Source organism: Streptomyces sp. NPDC046915, assembly GCF_040644935.1.
Lineage (GTDB): Bacteria > Actinomycetota > Actinomycetes > Streptomycetales > Streptomycetaceae > Streptomyces.
On the sequence record NZ_JBEYXB010000009.1, the window covers coordinates 369,580 to 385,746 of the forward strand.

At 72.8% G+C, this 16,167-nt stretch carries 13 protein-coding genes; 6 read left to right on the forward strand and 7 right to left on the reverse strand.

The features are described from left to right. From selA to ABZ915_RS25065, 6 genes are all read right to left on the reverse strand, one after another. The gene (selA, locus tag ABZ915_RS25040; RefSeq protein ID WP_361807174.1) at positions 1-1,344 is read right to left on the reverse strand and encodes an L-seryl-tRNA(Sec) selenium transferase; all 1,344 of its coding nucleotides are present in this window, start codon (positions 1,342-1,344) and stop codon (positions 1-3) included. 89 nt (positions 1,345-1,433) lie between these two features. Beyond that, the gene (locus ABZ915_RS25045) at positions 1,434-1,832 is read right to left on the reverse strand and encodes a low affinity iron permease family protein (protein WP_361807425.1); all 399 of its coding nucleotides are present in this window, start codon (positions 1,830-1,832) and stop codon (positions 1,434-1,436) included. A 32-nt stretch (positions 1,833-1,864) separates the two neighbouring features. Next, entirely contained in the window at positions 1,865-2,359 is a 495-nt protein-coding gene (locus ABZ915_RS25050) for a hypothetical protein (RefSeq protein ID WP_361807177.1), read from the reverse strand. 235 nt (positions 2,360-2,594) lie between these two features. Further along, positions 2,595-3,302 carry a class F sortase gene (locus ABZ915_RS25055; RefSeq protein WP_361807180.1) on the reverse strand — a complete coding sequence of 236 codons (708 nt, stop codon included), beginning with the start codon at positions 3,300-3,302 and terminating at the stop codon, positions 2,595-2,597. A 111-nt stretch (positions 3,303-3,413) separates the two neighbouring features. After that, a complete protein-coding gene (locus ABZ915_RS25060; protein ID WP_361807183.1) occupies positions 3,414-3,854 on the reverse strand; it encodes a hypothetical protein in 441 nt (146 codons plus the stop codon). A gap of 231 nt (positions 3,855-4,085) precedes the next feature. Then, positions 4,086-6,719 carry a glycoside hydrolase family 2 TIM barrel-domain containing protein gene (locus ABZ915_RS25065; protein WP_361807186.1) on the reverse strand — a complete coding sequence of 878 codons (2,634 nt, stop codon included), beginning with the start codon at positions 6,717-6,719 and terminating at the stop codon, positions 4,086-4,088. A gap of 116 nt (positions 6,720-6,835) precedes the next feature. On the opposite strand from ABZ915_RS25065, the gene ABZ915_RS25070 reads away from it, so the two are divergent. Beyond that, positions 6,836-8,074 carry an MFS transporter gene (locus ABZ915_RS25070; protein WP_361807189.1) on the forward strand — a complete coding sequence of 413 codons (1,239 nt, stop codon included), beginning with the start codon at positions 6,836-6,838 and terminating at the stop codon, positions 8,072-8,074. Here the strand turns inward: ABZ915_RS25070 and ABZ915_RS25075 are convergent. Continuing rightward, on the reverse strand, positions 8,069-10,603 hold the full coding sequence (locus ABZ915_RS25075; protein WP_361807192.1) for a beta-L-arabinofuranosidase domain-containing protein: 2,535 nt from the start codon (positions 10,601-10,603) through the stop codon (positions 8,069-8,071). The two genes, ABZ915_RS25070 and ABZ915_RS25075, sit on opposite strands and share 6 nt — an antisense overlap. Positions 10,604-10,883: 280 nt before the next feature. Between ABZ915_RS25075 and ABZ915_RS25080 the strand changes: the two genes are divergently transcribed. From ABZ915_RS25080 to ABZ915_RS25100, 5 genes are all read left to right on the forward strand, one after another. Beyond that, positions 10,884-12,746, forward strand: a complete 1,863-nt coding sequence (locus ABZ915_RS25080) for a DUF6055 domain-containing protein (RefSeq protein WP_361807195.1) — start codon at positions 10,884-10,886, stop codon at positions 12,744-12,746. Continuing rightward, positions 12,704-13,177, forward strand: coding sequence for a GNAT family N-acetyltransferase (locus ABZ915_RS25085; RefSeq protein WP_361807198.1), 474 nt, complete (start codon positions 12,704-12,706; stop codon positions 13,175-13,177). Before ABZ915_RS25080 ends, ABZ915_RS25085 begins: the two co-directional genes overlap by 43 nt. 141 nt (positions 13,178-13,318) lie before the next feature. Continuing rightward, entirely contained in the window at positions 13,319-14,326 is a 1,008-nt protein-coding gene (locus ABZ915_RS25090; RefSeq protein WP_361807201.1) for a hypothetical protein, read from the forward strand. Between the two features lie 58 nt (positions 14,327-14,384). Continuing rightward, positions 14,385-15,260 carry a hypothetical protein gene (locus ABZ915_RS25095; protein ID WP_361807204.1) on the forward strand — a complete coding sequence of 292 codons (876 nt, stop codon included), beginning with the start codon at positions 14,385-14,387 and terminating at the stop codon, positions 15,258-15,260. 37 nt (positions 15,261-15,297) lie between these two features. Beyond that, positions 15,298-16,164 (forward strand): fructosamine kinase family protein, encoded by an 867-nt coding sequence (locus ABZ915_RS25100; RefSeq protein ID WP_361807207.1) that lies wholly within the window; start codon positions 15,298-15,300, stop codon positions 16,162-16,164. The last annotated feature ends 3 nt before the right edge of the window (positions 16,165-16,167 follow it).

Below are 16,167 nucleotides of genomic sequence, written 5' to 3' on the forward strand. Positions count from 1 at the left end.
CTACCTCCCCGCGACCGATCGGACGGCGTCGGCGAGCCGGTCGTCGTCCTCGGGCGGCACCGCCCGCAGATCGAGCAGGCAGCGGCCTGCCTCCAGCCGCCCGACCACGGGGACCCGGCCGGTGCGCAGGGGCGCGGCGAACCGCTCCGGCAGGGACAGCGCGGCGCTGGGCAGGTCCACACCGGGCGCGCCGCCCCCGCCGACCGTCGCCGCACTCTCGACGGCCCGTGCGTCGACGCCGTACGCGTCGAGCGCGGCGGCCAGCCGGTCGGCGCGGGCCCGCAGCCGTGCGGGATCCGCGGTCAGCGCTACGGCGGTCGGCGTCGGGGGGCCGGTGAGCGTGGCCTCCAGTGCGGCCAGTGTCAGTTTGTCGACACGCAGGGCGCGGGCCAGGGGATGCCGGGCGAGGGCGGAGAGCAGTTCCGCGTCGCCGAGCAGCAGCCCGCACTGCGGTCCGCCGAGGAGTTTGTCGCCGCTCGCGGTGACGAGTGCGGCGCCCTCCCGCAGCTGCGTCTCGGCGTCGGGTTCGTCCGGCAGCAGCGGATGCGGCGCGAGCAGCCCGGAGCCGATGTCGACGACCACGGGGACGCCGAGCGCCGCCAGTTCGCCGACGGCGGCGGCGCGGGTGAAGCCGGTGATGCGGAAGTTGGAGGGGTGCACCTTCAGCACGCATCCCGTCCCGGGGCCGATCGCGGCGGCGTAGTCGGCGGCGGTCGTCCGGTTGGTCGTGCCGACCTCGCGGAGCCGGGCCCCGGTGGAGACCAGGAGGTCGGGCAGCCGGAAGCCGTCCCCGATCTCCACCATCTCCCCCCGGCTGATGACGATCTCCTTGCCGGCGGCGAGCGCGGTGGCCACCAGGACCAGGGCGGCGGCACCGTTGTTGACGACGTGCGCGGCGCCGGCCGACGGTACGCGGTCGCACAGGGCGCGCAGGACGGAGCGCCCCCGGCGGGCTCGCGCCCCCGTCACCAGGTCCAGCTCGACGTCCGTGGGGCCGGCGGCCTCCCCGACCGCCTGCCGGGCCGCCGCCGACAGCGCGGCCCGGCCGAGGTTGGTGTGCAGCAGCACCCCGGTGGCGTTGATCACCGGACGGAGCCCGCCCGCCGTGTCCGGCAGCAGCGCGAGGGCCGCGTCCGCCACCCGCTCGGGCGGGACAGCACCGGCCCGCGCCCGCGCCTGCGCCTGCCGCACGGCCGTCTTCACCACGGCCGCGCCCAGCCGTGCCGCCGCCTCGGACAGCCGTGGATCACGCAGCACGGCGTCGGTGCGCGGGATCCGCCGGCGTACGTCGGGGTCCGCCGGGACGCCACCGGCCGTCGCCTGCGATGCGACCCGCTGCTCCATGGAGCCCTGCCTCTCCGGCCCTGCCTGTGGCACTCCGCGGTGCTTCCATCGTCTCTCAGTGCCCCGAGCCGGTGGTTCGACACGCCGCCTCAGATCTCCTCCTCCACGCGGATCGCGTTGCGCAGGTCCTCGTGGGCCTTGCCGGTCTTGCCCTCGCTCTGCTCCAGCAGCGCGGCGGCGATGCTGTCCAGCTTGTGCTGCACCGCGCGCTCGGCGCGTCGCTCGGAGTTCTTCAGCAGGGCCAGCAGGAGCAGATTGACCGAGGTCATGATGTCGCCGACGAGAAGCTGCCAGACCAGAGGCAGGCCGGCGGCGTGAACGGCGACGAAAGCGGCCACCAGGGCGAGGCAGAAGCAGTAGAAGGCGATCGAGCTCGTGAAGTTGGAGGCCTCTTCGGCCAGCCGCTCGAACCACCCTCGCCCGTCCCGGGACCGCTCGGCGGGATGCGACACCGTCACGGCCGCCGGGTACCCGTCCTGGCGTCGCATGCGCACCAGGACGGGGTACTCGTACGAGGACGTCAGCCGGCCTGCTTCAGGTCGGTGATCTTCTTCGTCTTCAGGTCGGACTGGACGTCGATGCGGGTGACCTGTGCGCCGGAGCCGTCGCCCCAGGTGAGGGTGACCCTGCTGGTCGCGTGGCCGGCGCCCGAGCCGGTGTAGGCGACCTTCCACTTCACCGGCACGTTCTGCGCGAACAGGATGCCGTCCGCGTGCTGCTTCGCCTCGTACGCGGTGACCTTCCGCTGGGCTGCGGTGGACAGGTAGAAGGAGCGCAGGGCCTTGGCGTTCGCGCCCGCCGCCGGGTCCTCGTTGTCCCAGACGGAGTCGATGTAGGCGCCGTAGAAGTCGGCGACGCGCTGGGTGACGTCGCGCGGGTCGCCCTGCGCGGTGGCGGCCACCGCCGCCCGGGTGGGGTGACCGGCGGCGGTGCCGGCGAGAGCCGGCGTCACGGCGGCCAGGGACAGGCCCGCCGTGACGGTGGCGGCGGTGAGCAGGGTCCTGCGGGTGCGCATACGGATGGCCATTGTTCTTCGATCCCCCGGTGCATTCGGTTCTTCGGTCATGACGGCGAAGGCGTTCCCTGCCGTCGGCGGATCCTAAGACCGCATTCCCACCACACCGGTTCCCTCGAATTCCGGTAATTCATCCGCGCACCTGAAAGGGATGAATGGTTGCGTCGAATTCCAGCCGCCTTGTCACCTCTATTTCCTCGGCCACCGGTTCGTGCGGCATTTCCCGGGGCATCGTTCAGACCAGATGGGCGAAGACCACGAGGTTGTCCATGTAGTCCTTGACCGTGCGGTCGTAATCCCCCGCGCAGGTGATGAGCCTGACCTCCGCCCTGGGGGTGTCGGCGTACACGCGTTCGCTGGGGAAGTCGTCCTTGGCGAAGGTCTCCGCGCTGTCGACCACGAAGGACGGTTTCGTGCCGTCGGCCCGCTCCACGGTGAAGCGGTCGCCGGGCTTCAGTTCGCCCAGCTCCGCGAAGACCGCGGCCGAGGCCACCGTGTCGACGTGGCCCGCGATGATCGCGGTGCCCGCCTCCCCGGGCGAGACGCCGTCGGAGTACCAGCCGACGAGGTTGGTGTTGTCGGCGGGCGGCGGTTGGAGCCGGCCGGAGTGGCCGAGGGCGAGGGACGTGAAGGGGGCGTCGACCGAGATCTTCGGGATGGACAGGCGTGTCGGCCTGGAGCGGAACAGGTGCTTGTCCGACCCCGGGGCGTCCGACCCCGGGGCGTCCGAGGACGCCGACGCGGTGGGGGCGCCCGCGACACTCGCCGCGGCGGGCGGGTCGGACGAGCCGGACGGCCCCTGCCTGCCGCCGATCAGGGCGAAGGCCAGGAGTGCGATCGCGGCGGTCCACACCAGCCGCCCACCGGAGCGGGAGCCCGGCCCGGCCGGGGCCGGCTCGGTGACGGTGGGGGTGCGGGTGCGGGACGACGGGTCAGCTGCCATGGGAAACCACCTCACTCGGACACGGCAGCGCGGCTGTCGGGAGACGGGCAGCCGGCCGCCGAACGCGGGACGGGCGGGCGGCGGCCGTAGCCCTGGGGCATCGGACTCCGGTCAGACAGCCGGTTCGGCGACCTTGCGGCGGCGCAGCGCGTACATGCCGGTGGCGGCCACGGCCACGACGGACAGCCCGGCGGCGGTCACGGCCGGCGTGGCCAGCGCGCCGCCTCCGGTGTGCATGCCGCCGCGCGGCTTGTCGTGGTCCTTCTCCTTGCTCCAGCCACCGCCCTTGTCGTGCTCGTCGTCCTTGTAGGAGCCGGAGTCGCCGCTGTCGTCCCGGTCCGATCCGTAGTCGTCTCCGCTCGATTCCTGCTTGCCGCCACCGGAGTGGTCCCCGCCACGCCCCTCGTCGCGGCTGCTGTCGTCGTCTTGCTTCTTGCTGTAAGAAGAGTCATCGCGGCCCTCGTCGCCCCCGTAGGCATGGGCCCCGGGAACGCCGATGGCCAGGGCGGCCGTCGCAGCCGCCGCGGCCAGGATCATGCGGGCAGATCGCATCTCGGAATCCTTCCGCCGGGGCCGGGCAGCCAATACTCCATCAGCTGTCATGACCCGACCTCCGACATGAACCACCGTCAGCCACGCCACCGACTCGCACCATCCGGGCCGCCCAGCCGGGTTACCGGCGCGCCGCCGGTTCCCCCGAACGTGGCGAGCTGTCACCGCGTCAGCCGTCTGCACCCCGGTGGCCCGTGGGACGGCGGGGACGGCCGTCCGGCTTCGGGAGCGTCACCGTCCGCGGGTCACCGGCAGGGTGAGGGTCGCCGGGCGCAGGCCGGGGGCCTTCGCCGTCAGGGTGAGGCGGCCCGGGTGTTTCGCCGGGCGCAGGACGGCGAGCGCCCGGCCGTGCCAGGTGTGGCGGCGGGGCTGCCGGAAGCTGTCGACGTTGTGCGGGTTGCCGTTGCCGACCGCGGCGAGCTCCCCCGCACCGGCTGTCTCGAAGCCCACCCGCACCGTCGCGTCGGGCACGAGCCGGCCCCGGCGGTCGGTCACCTCGACGAGCACGTGCGCGAGGTCGTCGCGGCCGGTGGTGAGGGCCTTCACGTCCGGGACGAGGCGGAGGGCGGCCGGTGCGCCCACGGTGGTGAGGCTCGTACGGCCCATCTCCTCGCCGTTCCGGGAGGCGACCGCCGTCAGCTCGCCGGGGGTGTACGGGACGGTGAAGGTGGCCATGGCGCGTTCGGGGGCCGTGGGAGCGCCGCCCGCGAGGTCCGCGCCGTCGAGCAGGAGCCGTACGCTGTCGCCGGGCGTGTAGACGTGCACCGTCATGGGGTGGCCGGGGTCGACGTCCCAGGTCCAGCTGGTCAGTTCGTCGAAGTAGCCCCACCAGACCGCCACTTGCTCGGTTCCGGACCGGGTGGGGCGTTCCACCAGCAGCTCGACGGGGCTGCGACCGGAGATCGCGGCCCGCCAGTGGCTCTGGGGCTTGCGGCGGCCGATCAGGTCGAGGTCGCCGCAGTTGCCCTGGAAGTAGGGGTAGGGGTAGCCGAAGCCGCCCCAGGAGTGGTGCAGCGTCCGGGCGACGGACCAGCCCGGCATGACGCTCTGGTCGCCGATGCCCGCGGCCGTTCCCTCGGGGGCCATGGGCGTCTTGCCGATGCCGGACTCGCCGAGGTAGTCCCAGGCGGCCCACACCCAGCTGCCGACGGCCCAGGGATGGTCCTCGGCGAACTTCGCGTCCTGGTGGATCGTCGCGGGGAAGCCCTCGCTCTGGGTCATCGCCTTCTCGGGGTGGGCGTCGTGCATGGGGCCGTAGCCCTTGCCGTTGGCGTTGTAGTGCACGTCGCCGACGTCGACGTAGCTCCAGGACGGATCGTCCGGTGAGAAGGTGGAGCCGCCGCCGAGGGTGATCGGGCGGGTGGGGTCGAGGGAGCGGAGCAGGCGTGCCATCTCCGCGCCGCGCTCGTCGTTCGTCCTGTCGGTGATCTCGTTGCCGAGCGACCAGATCACCACGCTGGGATGGTTGCGGTCCCTCAGGGTGGTGCCGGTCAGGTCCCGCTCCCACCAGTCGGCGAAGTGCACCGAGTAGTCCTGCGGGTTCTTCCCGGTGTCCCACACGTCGAAGAACTCGTCCATCACCAGCATGCCCAGCCGGTCGCAGGCGTCCAGGAGGGACGGCGTGGGCGGGTTGTGAGCGGTGCGGATCGCGTTGAAACCGGCCGCCTTGAGGATCTCGACCCGGCGCTCCTCCGAACGGTCCAGCGCGACGGCGCCCATCGGCCCGTGGTCGTGGTGGACGCAGCCGCCGGTGACCTTCACGGGTTCGTCGTTGAGCAGGAAGCCGGACTCGCCGTTCCACACCAGCGACCGGATCCCGAACGTGGTCGTGAGCGTGTCGACGCCCCGGCCGCGGACCAGCACCTCCGCGCGGGCGGTGTAGAGACTCGGGGAGTGCGGGGACCACAGGGCCGCCCGCGGGATCGGCAGGTCGAGCGTGGCGGCGACCGTGACTCCGGGGCCGACGGTCCGCGCGGGCGCCTGCCGGACGGCGACGGGGTGCCCGTGCGGGTCCAGGACGGTGACGCGCACCTCCGCCGGCGAGGACCGCGTGCCGAGGTTGGCGACCGACACCGCCACACGGGCGACCGAACGGCGCCCAGCCACCTCGGGCGTCGTCACGTGCACGCCCCACAGCGGGATCCGCACCGGCCCCGTCACGGTCAGCCAGGTGTGCCGGTAGATGCCGGAGCCCGAGTACCAGCGGCTGTTCTGGCCGCCGTTGTCGACGCGGACGGCGAGCACGTTCGGTCCGGTGGGGTTCAGGTGCGGGGTCAGGTCGTACGCGAAGGAGGTGTAGCCGTAGGGGTGGAAGCCCAGGTGTACGCCGTTGAGCCAGACGTCGGCGTTCTGGTGGACGCCGTCGAACCGCAGCTCGGCGTGGCCGTCCTCGTCGCCGGGTGACCGGAAGTGCTTGCGGTACCAGCCGATCCCGCCGACCGTGTAGCCGGTCGAGCCGCCGTTCTGGCTGCGCTGTGTGTCGAACGGGCCGATGACCTGCGGCGGGGTGGGCGCGGTGGGATCGGGATCCTTGAGGACCAGGAGGGAGGGGTCGCTGGTGGCGCCGCCGTCCGTGGAGGTCGCGTACGGCAGGTCCTCGATGCTCCAGTCGTGCGGCAGGTCCAGGGGCCGCCAGGAGCCGTCGTCGTACGACGGCGACTCGGCGCCCTCGGCGTCGCCGCGCAGGAACAGCCAGCCCTCGTCGAACGACCGCTCGCGCACCCCTTCGGCCCCGGCCGAGTCCCCGGTCCGGGCCGCGGCCGCAGCCGACGCCTCCAGGTCGAGTGCCGCGGCCCCCGCGGCCCCCGCGCCGAGCGCGAGGGCCTGACGCCGCGTCACACCGTCGCCCTGTCTCCGCTTCCCCATGGAACACCCTTCCATCGATGCCGTTCACGCCACTGACGCACATCTATTGTTCTTGCAAGTAATATGCAACAAGCTGGACCGGTCCTTACCGCCGACCTCTGACGCGGAGCCTCGTCATGCCCCGATTGCTGCCGGACTCCGGCCCCCGACGCGTCCTCGCCGTCTCGAACTTCGTCTACACGGTGGGCAGCGGTCTGTATCTGACCGCCGGAGTCCTGTACTTCACCGAGGCCGCCCGCCTTCCGGCCGGGCAGGTGGGCCTCGGGCTCGCCGTCGCCGGTCTTCTCTCGCTGTTCCTGGGCATCGCCGTGGGGCACCTCGCGGACCGGGGCGGGGCGCGCGGCGTCTACGCCGTCACGCTGGTCGTCCAGGCGCTGGCCACGGTCGCCTTCGTACCGGCGACCGGGTTCTGGCCGTTCGTCCTCGCGGTCAGCGCCGCCACCGGGGCGAAGGCCGCCGGGGTCGCCGCGCGCGGTCCGCTCATCCGGCACCACGGCGGGGACCGGCCGCAGGAGTTCCGGGCCTATCTGCGTGCCGTGACCAACGTCGGCGTCTCCTTCGGGGCCCTGCTGGCGGGCTGGGCCGTCCAGGTCGGCACCCTCACCGCCTACCGGCTCATGGTCCTCGGCACGGCGGTCGCCTGTGCGGCCGCCGCGGCCCTCCTGGTCCTCCTCCCGCCGGTCGCACCCGTCCCGGCCGGCGGCGGCCCGCGCCGGCTCGCTCTGAGGGACCGGCCGTACCTCCTGCTCACCTCCCTCGACGGGCTGATGGCCATCCAGTTCAAGGTGCTGACCGTCGCCGTTCCGCTCTGGCTGGTGCGGGACACCACCGCCCCGCACTGGCTGGTCTCGGCCACCATGCTCACCGGCACCGTCCTCGTCGTCGCCCTCCAGGTACGCGCGAGCCGCTCGGTCACCTCCCCCGCGGCGGGCGGGCTCGCCTACCGCCGGGCGGGGCTGGCCTTCCTCCTCGCGTGCGCGCTGATCCCGCTGTCGAAGGGAGTCCCGGCCTGGGTGGCCGTGACGGTGCTGCTGACCGCGGTGGTGATCCACACGATCGGCGAACTGTGGTACTCCGCCGCCGGGTTCGAGATCTCCTTCGCGCTCTCCCCGGCCCACGCCACCGGTCAGTACCTGGGCGTGTTCGGCCTCGGCGCCGGGCTCGCCGAGGCCCTCGGTCCCGGTCTGCTCATCTCGCTGTGCATCGGCTGGGGCCGCCCAGGGTGGTACGCCGTGGGGGCGATGTTCGCCCTGACCGGGCTCGCGGCGCCGTTCGCCGTACGCCGGGCGCGCGGCGGGGAGCAGGCCCGGCGGGCACACCGTACGGCGCCGCGGAAGGCGACGGTCGCGTCATGAACCGGAGGCCAGCGCCGCCACCTCGGCCGGGGTGAGCGTCCTGCCGTGGACGCGGAAGTCGTCGACGGCCGCCTTCAGGTACGGGTCGGAGTACTGGGACCTGCCGATGTACGCGGCCCGGATGTGGTTGCCGAAGTAGCGGGGTTCGACGGTGACCGCGGAGTTGCGGCCGGCCTCCTTGCCGTCGACGTAGAGCACGGCGGTCCCGGCGCCGTACGTCACGGCCACGTGCACCCAGCGGTCGGTGGGCAGCGGGGCGGCGTCGATGCGCTGCTCCGCTCCCCCGCCGCCCGCGGTGATGGCGTACCGGAGGGTGCCGGCGTCGCTCAGCGGCGTCAGGAACATGTTCGCGGTGACGCCCGTGCCGAAGTCGAAGACGCGGGTCCAGGCGGCGGGTTGGCCCGAGAGCTTCACCCAGGTCGCCACCGAGTAGGCGGAGGCGCCCGCCAGCAGGTCGTCGGCGAGGGCGACATGGCCGTCCGTGCCGTCCAGGGCGACGGCTCCGCCGCTGCGGCCCTGCGTCCAGCCGGCTCCCCCGGCGAGGGTGGCGGCCTTGCCGTTTCCGGTGGCGTCCGAGGCCGTCGTGCCGGAGGTCTCGTCGAAGCGGTGCCAGGCCGCGAACTCGGGTGGCGGGGGCGTCGGTTCGCCGGTCTGCCAGTAGACGCTGTAGTGCTGGTGGTGGACGCGGGCGACGGGCAGCAGCGTGACCGTCTCGCCGTCCGCGCTCGCGGTCAGCCGCAGCGGGTTCGTCGCGGCCTGCCGGATCGAGGCGGTGTCCAGGTGCGGCATCCACGGGTTGGCGCGGTCGCCGTAGGCGCCGGCCAGGACCACCGGGCCGTACAGGACGGCCTTGACGTCGGGATCGTCGGGCGTGGCCTCGACGGTCGTCCGCATCGGCAGCGTGACCTCGACCCGGTCGCCGCGGCGCCAGGTGCGGTCGATGGTCAGCCGGCTGCCCGCCGCCGGACGGTCCGGCAGGGTACGGCCGTTGAGCTTGGCACGGGCGCCGGAGGCCCAGGCGGGGATGCGGATCAGCAGCTGGTGGGCGGCGCCTCCGGCGGTGACCGTGAGCACGGTGGACGAGGAGTCGGGCAGGGTGGTGGTCTGCTGCCAGGTGATGCCCTTCTCCTGCCAGGTGACCTGGGAGGGGATGAACAGGTTGACCAGCAGCCGCCGGTCGTCGTGCGTGTAGACGGTGTCGGCGAACTTGGCCTGGGTCTCCATGCCGGTGCCGTGGTCGCAGGAGAAGTTGTCGTAGTCGGTGGAGTAGGCGTTCGGGTCCGTGCCCATGAAGGACGGCTGCTGCTTGAAGGAGCCGGGGGCCAGACCGGTGTAGTAGATGTTGAAGCCGTGCGCGGAGCCCGGGTCCTGCTCGCCGAGCATCTGGTTGAACAGGGTGCGCTCGTAGTAGTCGAGCAGGTCGGTGCGGTCCGGGGCGTGGAAGTGCAGCAGCCTGGTCAGCTTGAGCATGTTGTAGCTGTTGCAGTTCTCGCAGGTGCTGTCGGACAGCTGACCGGCGATGACATCGGGTTCGTGGAACGCCTCGCCGTTGCTGTTGCCGCCGATGACGTAGGTGTGGTGGCCGGTGACGATTCTCCAGAAGTTCTGGGCGATCGTGCGGTAGCGGTCGGGCAGTCCCTCCTGCCACAGGCGCATCGCCCCGACCATCTTCGGTATCTGGGTGTTGGCGTGCAGCCCGGCCAGCCGGTCCTCGTTCGCCGCGAGGGGGTCGAAGACGCGGGCGTGCGTGAAGCGCTCGGCGACCTCCAGCCAGACGGCGTCACCGGTGATGGCGTGCAGATCGGCGAGGACGTCGTTCATGCCGCCGAACTCGGTCTCCAGCACCCGCTGCATCTGCTCGTGACTGAGCTTCGCCGTGCGCTGGCCGACCCACTCCCCCTTGCGGAGGACCACGTCGAGGGCCTGCTCGTTCCCGGCCAGCCGGTACTGGTCGACCAGCCCCGCCATGATCTTGTGCAGGGTGTAGTAGGGGGCCCACACCCCCGTACCGGCCTCCAGCCGGTCGAAGAAGCTCTCCGGGAAGGCCGACAGATAGCCCTTGCCGTACCCCGCGGCCGGGGAGGCGGCCTGGCAGGCGGCGAGCGCGGCGACCAGCTTGCGGCCCTTGTCGCGCACGGCGGTGTCCCCCGTGGCCGCGTAGGTGAGGGCGAGGCCCGACAGGAGGTGGCCGGTGGAGTGGCCGCGCAGTTCGACGTCCGGTCCCTCCCAGCCGCCGCAGGGCTGGGCGGTGCTGGGCAGGCCGACGTTGCGCCGGAAGGTGTGCAGCAGCCGGTCGATGTCGACGAAGCGCAGATAGGCGGTGTTGCGGCTCTGGTTGTCCTTGAACGGGCCCGTCAGCAGGGTCACCGCGATGAGGGGGAAGGGCCGCACCAGTGCGGCGGCCGAGGGTCGGTGGGCGCCGGTCGGGCGGGGCGCGGCCTGGGCGGCGGGGCCGTCGGTGACGGTGAGGGCGGCCGCGGTGGCTCCGGCCGCGGTGAGGAACGACCGTCTGCCGAGAGGTGGGGTCACGAAAGTCCTCCGCATGTCGGGGATGTGGCGCGGCGAGTCCCGTCCCCACCCCACTGGCGATGTTCGAAATATCGAAGGCTGTGCGACATGCTGTGCGGATCACTACGGTAGAGGACTGTCTCCTGATGTCAATGACACCCGGAGGGCCGCACGGAGCTGGTCGCGGGAGCGCTCCCATGGCACCATGGCGCGACTCCGCCAGGGATGCGGAGCAGAGCCGTTTCGTCGAACAGAGAGCACCCAAGCCATGGAGAGCCTTGGAACCCTGGTACATCTGTTATTGACATGCTCACGACGCATATGCGTCGTCCTCGCGGTCTGGGCCCTCGGCGCCGCCCTGTCCGTGGCGCCCGCCTCGGCGCGCCCGGCCGACGGCGCGCCCCGGACCGCCCCGGCCGTGGCGGCGGCCAAGAGCGTCTACATCCCGCCGAGTTGGGCCGCCACGGGCGAAGTGCCGTGGGCGCAGAACCGCACCAAGGAGTCGGCGGACTTCGTCCTGTTGTGGGGCGAGAAGTCGGGCACCGATCCGAAGAACGCCGCCGCCGACTACCGGTTCGATCCGGACAACATCCTCAGCCAGCTGGAGAGCCTGTACGCGTTCTACGTGAACTCGATGAAGTTCACCCCGGAATCCGGACTCCTCGCCCAGTACAAGATCGACGTCATCATCACCCGCACCTGGAACCGCACCGCCCTGGACGAGTGGGCCTCCGGCGGCTCGGCCGACGGCAAGGTGGGCGTGATCAACATCGCCCCCGGCGCCGCGCTGCCCGGCTCCTGGGGACTGGCCCACGAACTCGGCCACGTCTTCCAGAACTACACCTTCCTCGGCAAGGGCGGGGACGCCGGGCTCACCGACGCCTCGGCGGGCACCTTCTGGGAGACCAGCGCCGAGTACATGGCCATGCAGGTGTACCCGGACGGCGGCGCGGGCGACCTGACCCGGTTCCTGCGCACCGAGAACCTGGCGTACTCCTCCAGCCGCCACCACTACGGCAACTGGATGCTGATCCAGTACCTCGTCGACAAGTACGGCGGGATGCAGACCTTCACCAACATCTGGAACCAGGCGAAGAACACCGAACACCCGTTGGAGACCTACCGGCGCATCAGCAACCTGACCCAGGCCCAGCTGGGCACCCGGATCGCCGAGTACGCCCAGCACCAGGTGATGTACGACTACTCCAACCGCTCTCACCTCATGCCGTTCATCAACAACGTGTACGGCGCGGGGTTCATCAACGCCTACAACGGGGTCCCGGTGAACGCGGTGAACCAGTCGGCCGGCCACTACGCGATCCCGGACGCCCTCGCTCCCTCGGACTACGGCTACAACAAGATCAAGCTGGTCCCCTCCAGTGACGGCGCGCTGATCAAGCTGCACTTCAAGGGGCACGTCAACGCGGCGGCCGGGTCGGGCTGGTCGTACGGGTTCGTCGCCGTGAACGGCAGCGGGACCCCCCGGTACGGAGCCGTCTCCAGCAGCCCCGACGGCCAGCTCACCTTCCAGACCCAGCCGGGCGAGAAGCAGGTCTACCTCGTCGTCACCGGCACCCCGAGCACCGTGCACCACTACGCCTACCTCGACGGCTACACCAAGAACTACCGCTACCCGTACGAGTTCCGGATCAGCGGTGCCACGCCCTCCGGGTACGAGTCGGGGTACCAGAAGCCGGCCGCGACCGGCGGCGGCCACTGGCACTCCAACGGCGGCGGCTGGGTCGACAACAGCGCCAACGTCGCCTCCAGCGTCTACGTCGGCCCGCGCGCCGCGGTCTTCGGCAACTCGACCGTGACCGGCAACGCCCGCATCGAGGGCCTGTCCTGGGTCAACTCGGGCGCCACGGTCAGCGGCAACGTCGTGGTCAAGGACAACGCGATCGTGCAGGGCGGCGCCAACCTCTCCGGCAGCCTGGTGCTCGGCGGCGACGCCGAGATGTGGATCAGCTGCTCGTCCGGCACGTACCTGATGTTCAACCCCGACCGCGGCTGCGACGGCCGGGGCGGGGAGAGCGACGTCAACCCGTCCTACACCGCGTTCACCGACCAGGAACTCGCCATCACCGTCCAGGACTTGACGGACCACAGCACAATGCACGGGTGGACGACATCACCATCCGCCCGGCCGAGCCCGGCGAACTGACCGCCGTCGCCGGGCTCCGCTGGCAGTGGCTCTCGGAGAACGGCGGCGAACCGAGCACCGGCCGCGAGGAGTTCGTGCGGCACTTCGCGCGCTGGGCGCGGGAGAACGCCGCCTCGCACCGCTGCGTGGTCCTGCTCCGTGGCGAGGCCGTGATCGGCATGGCCTGGCTGGCGGTCCTGCCCCGGGTGCCCGCGCCCCATGCCCTGGAGCGGGCCTCCGGCGATCTTCAGTGCGTCTACGTCGTTCCCGGCGAGCGCGACGACGGCCTCGGCGGCCGGCTCATCGACGCGGTCCTCGACCGTGCCCGGGAACTCGGCCTCGAACGGGTCACCGTCCACTCCAGCCCCCGGGCGATCCCGGCATACGCCCGCCACGGCTTCGAGCCCTCGCCCAGACTGCTGCACGCCCGCACCGGCCGCGCGGGCGGCTGAGGCGCCGGTGCGCCGGGGTCGCCCGTCCGGGTCCGGTGGCTCGTACGGCGGTGGGGTGCGCCTTAGCGTGAGGCAAGAGATCAAGGATGCCGCCGGCGCCGGTCCGTGCCGCGCGCTCACGCCGAGAAAGGGCCGGCCGTCATGCCCGACACGCCACCGCCGGCTGTCCGCCGAGGGGGCCGGCGTGCCCTCGCGGCGGTCCTCTGCGCCCTGGTCGGTGTGGCGGCCGTCGCCTCCCCCGCACGCGCCGGGGTCGGCGAGGTGACGGAGTATCCGATCACCAGCACCCCAGCCGGCTTCCCGTCCGGGATCACGACCGGGCCGGACGGGGCTCTGTGGTTCGCGCAGTCGGGCGCGGACCGGATCGGACGGATGACGGCCGACGGAACGGTCGCGGACCACCCGACGCCGACTCCGGGCAGCGCCCCCTTCGGCATCACGACCGGGCCCGACGGCGCCCTGTGGTTCACGGAGTCGGGGGCGGACCGGATCGGGCGGATCACCACCGCCGGCCGGATCACCGAGTACCGGCTGCCCCACGCGGACAGCGCCCCGCTCGGCATCGCAACCGGCCCCGACGGCGCCCTGTGGTTCACGGAGTCGGGCGCGAACCGGATCGGGCGCATCACCACCGCCGGCCGGATCACCGAGTACGCCGTGCCCACCCCGGACGGCTGCCCCTACAACATCGCCGCCGCGCCGGACGGCGCACTGTGGTTCACCGAACTGCTCGGCGGCAGGGCCGGCCGGATCGACCTCACCGGGCGGATCACCGAATTCCCGCTCGGGGCCGACGACTTCCCCGACGACATCGCCGCCGGACCCGGAGGAATGTGGGTCACCGCCTCCGGCACGAACTCCGTGGACCGCGTCGGCCCCACCGGCCGGGTCACCCGCTTCCCGCTGCCCCAGCCCGACAGCGGACCGGGCGGGATCACCCGCGGCCCCGACGGGAGGATGTGGTTCGCCGAGCAGTCCGGCCGGATCGGCAGGGTGACGGAGACCGGCGCCGTCGAGGAGTTCGTGGTGCCCGCCGGCGCCGACAAGGTCCCCTTCCGCCTCACCGACGGCCCGCACGGCTCCGTGTGGTTCACCGAGCTCCCCGGCAACGCGGTCGGACGCGTGCAGGCGCTTCCCCAGCGACTATGACAATGGTCATAATCGGCTCGGCTGCCCGGCGAGCGCCGGGAGGGAGCGGGAGGAAGCCGTGGGCAAGGCACTGTCGCGGGCGATGTGGGAACGGTACGAACCGGTGCACGACCTGGTCTACGCGCCCGGCATCCGGCGGACCACGGACGCGCTGGGGATGCGCGGCTTCTGGATGGGCTACTTCGCGCTGCGGGCCGCACCGCTCGGCGCGGTGCCCCCGGCGGTCGTCACCAGCTGCTTCTACGTCTTCCACCGCAGCCGGGTGGAACGGGCCCTGCCCGACGCCTGGGGGTACGCGCCCCCGGCCGAGGTCCTCGCGGCGCGGGAGCGGGCCGTGGACGCCGCGATGACGCAGCTGTTCGGGCCGGAGGCCGTCGCCTCCACCGAGCTGACCGAGGCCGCCGACCTGGCCTGGGCCGCGGCGATGGCCGCCGACACCGAGGGCCGGGTCCTCGGCGCCGCCAACCAGGCCCTGGAGCGCCCGAAGGAGCCCCATGTGCGGCTCTGGCAGGCCGTCACCACGCTGCGCGAGCACCGCGGTGACGGCCATGTCGCCGCCCTGGTGGGGCACGGGTTCGGGCCGGTCGCCGCGATGGTGCTGAAGTCGGCCGCGGGCGAGTCCGACGGCGCCGTCCTGCGCGAGGGCCGCAACTGGGACCTGACGGCATGGCGGGCGGCCGAAGCCGAGTTGCGCGAGCACGGACTGCTCGCCGCCGACGGGACGCTCACCGCGGCCGGCGCCGCGGAGCACGAGGCGGTCGAGGCGCGGACCGACGCCGCCGCGGAACGGCCGTGGGCCGTCCTCGGCCAGGACGCCACCGAACGCCTGGCCCGTCTTCTCGAGCCGCTGGCCACGACCGTGCGGGAGGCCGGCCTGCTGCCGTCCGGCAACCCCGTGGGCCTGACCGGCGCCCCGGACGTCACCCGGGAGTGATCCGCTCGCCGGTCGGGTCGGCCCGTACCCTGGGGCCGTGGTCGACAGCAGCGAGGAACCGGGGGCGGTGGCGTCCCGGCTCACCGGGCGTCCGGTGACCGACGGGCGTCCGCTGTCCGGAGCGCTGGCCGAAGTCACCCTGGACGGCGGCACGGTGGTGGTGGTCAAACGCGGGGACGGTCCGCGCGCGGTGCCCGCGGAGGTGGCCGGACTGCGCTGGCTGGCCGCCGCCGGTGCGGTCCGGGTGCCCGCCGTGCACGGCCATGACGAGCACTGGATGGTGACCGAGCGGATCCCGACCGGGCCGCCCGTCGCCGAGGCCGCGGCGCGTTTCGGCCAGGCGCTGGCCGCCCTGCACCGCGCCGGGGCGCCCGCGTTCGGGGCGCCGCCGCCCGACGGGCCCAAGGACGCCTACATCGGGCTCGCCCCCATGCTCAACAGGGCGGGCGCCGACTGGCCGCACTGGTACGCCGAGCACCGCGTGCTGCCGTACCTGCGGCGTGCCGTCGACGACGGAATCCTGCGCTCCGCCGAGGCGGCCGTCGTCGAGCGGGTCTGCGAGCGGCTGCCCGGACTGGCCGGGCCCGCCGAGCCGCCCGCCCGCCTGCACGGCGACCTGTGGAACGGCAATGTGCTGTGGGGCGCCGACGGGGACGTCCGCCTCATCGACCCGGCCGCGCACGGCGGACACCGGGAGACCGACCTGGCCATGCTCCACCTCTTCGGCTGCCCCCACCTCGACCGGATCCTGGCCGGCTACCAGGAGGCGGCCCCCCTCGCCGACGGCTGGGCGGACCGTGTCGGCCTGCACCAGCTCTTCCCGCTGCTGGTGCACACGGTGCTGTTCGGCCGCGGGTACGCGGAGCAGGCCCTCAGGGTGGCCCGGCGGGCCCTCGCCGGCTGACCG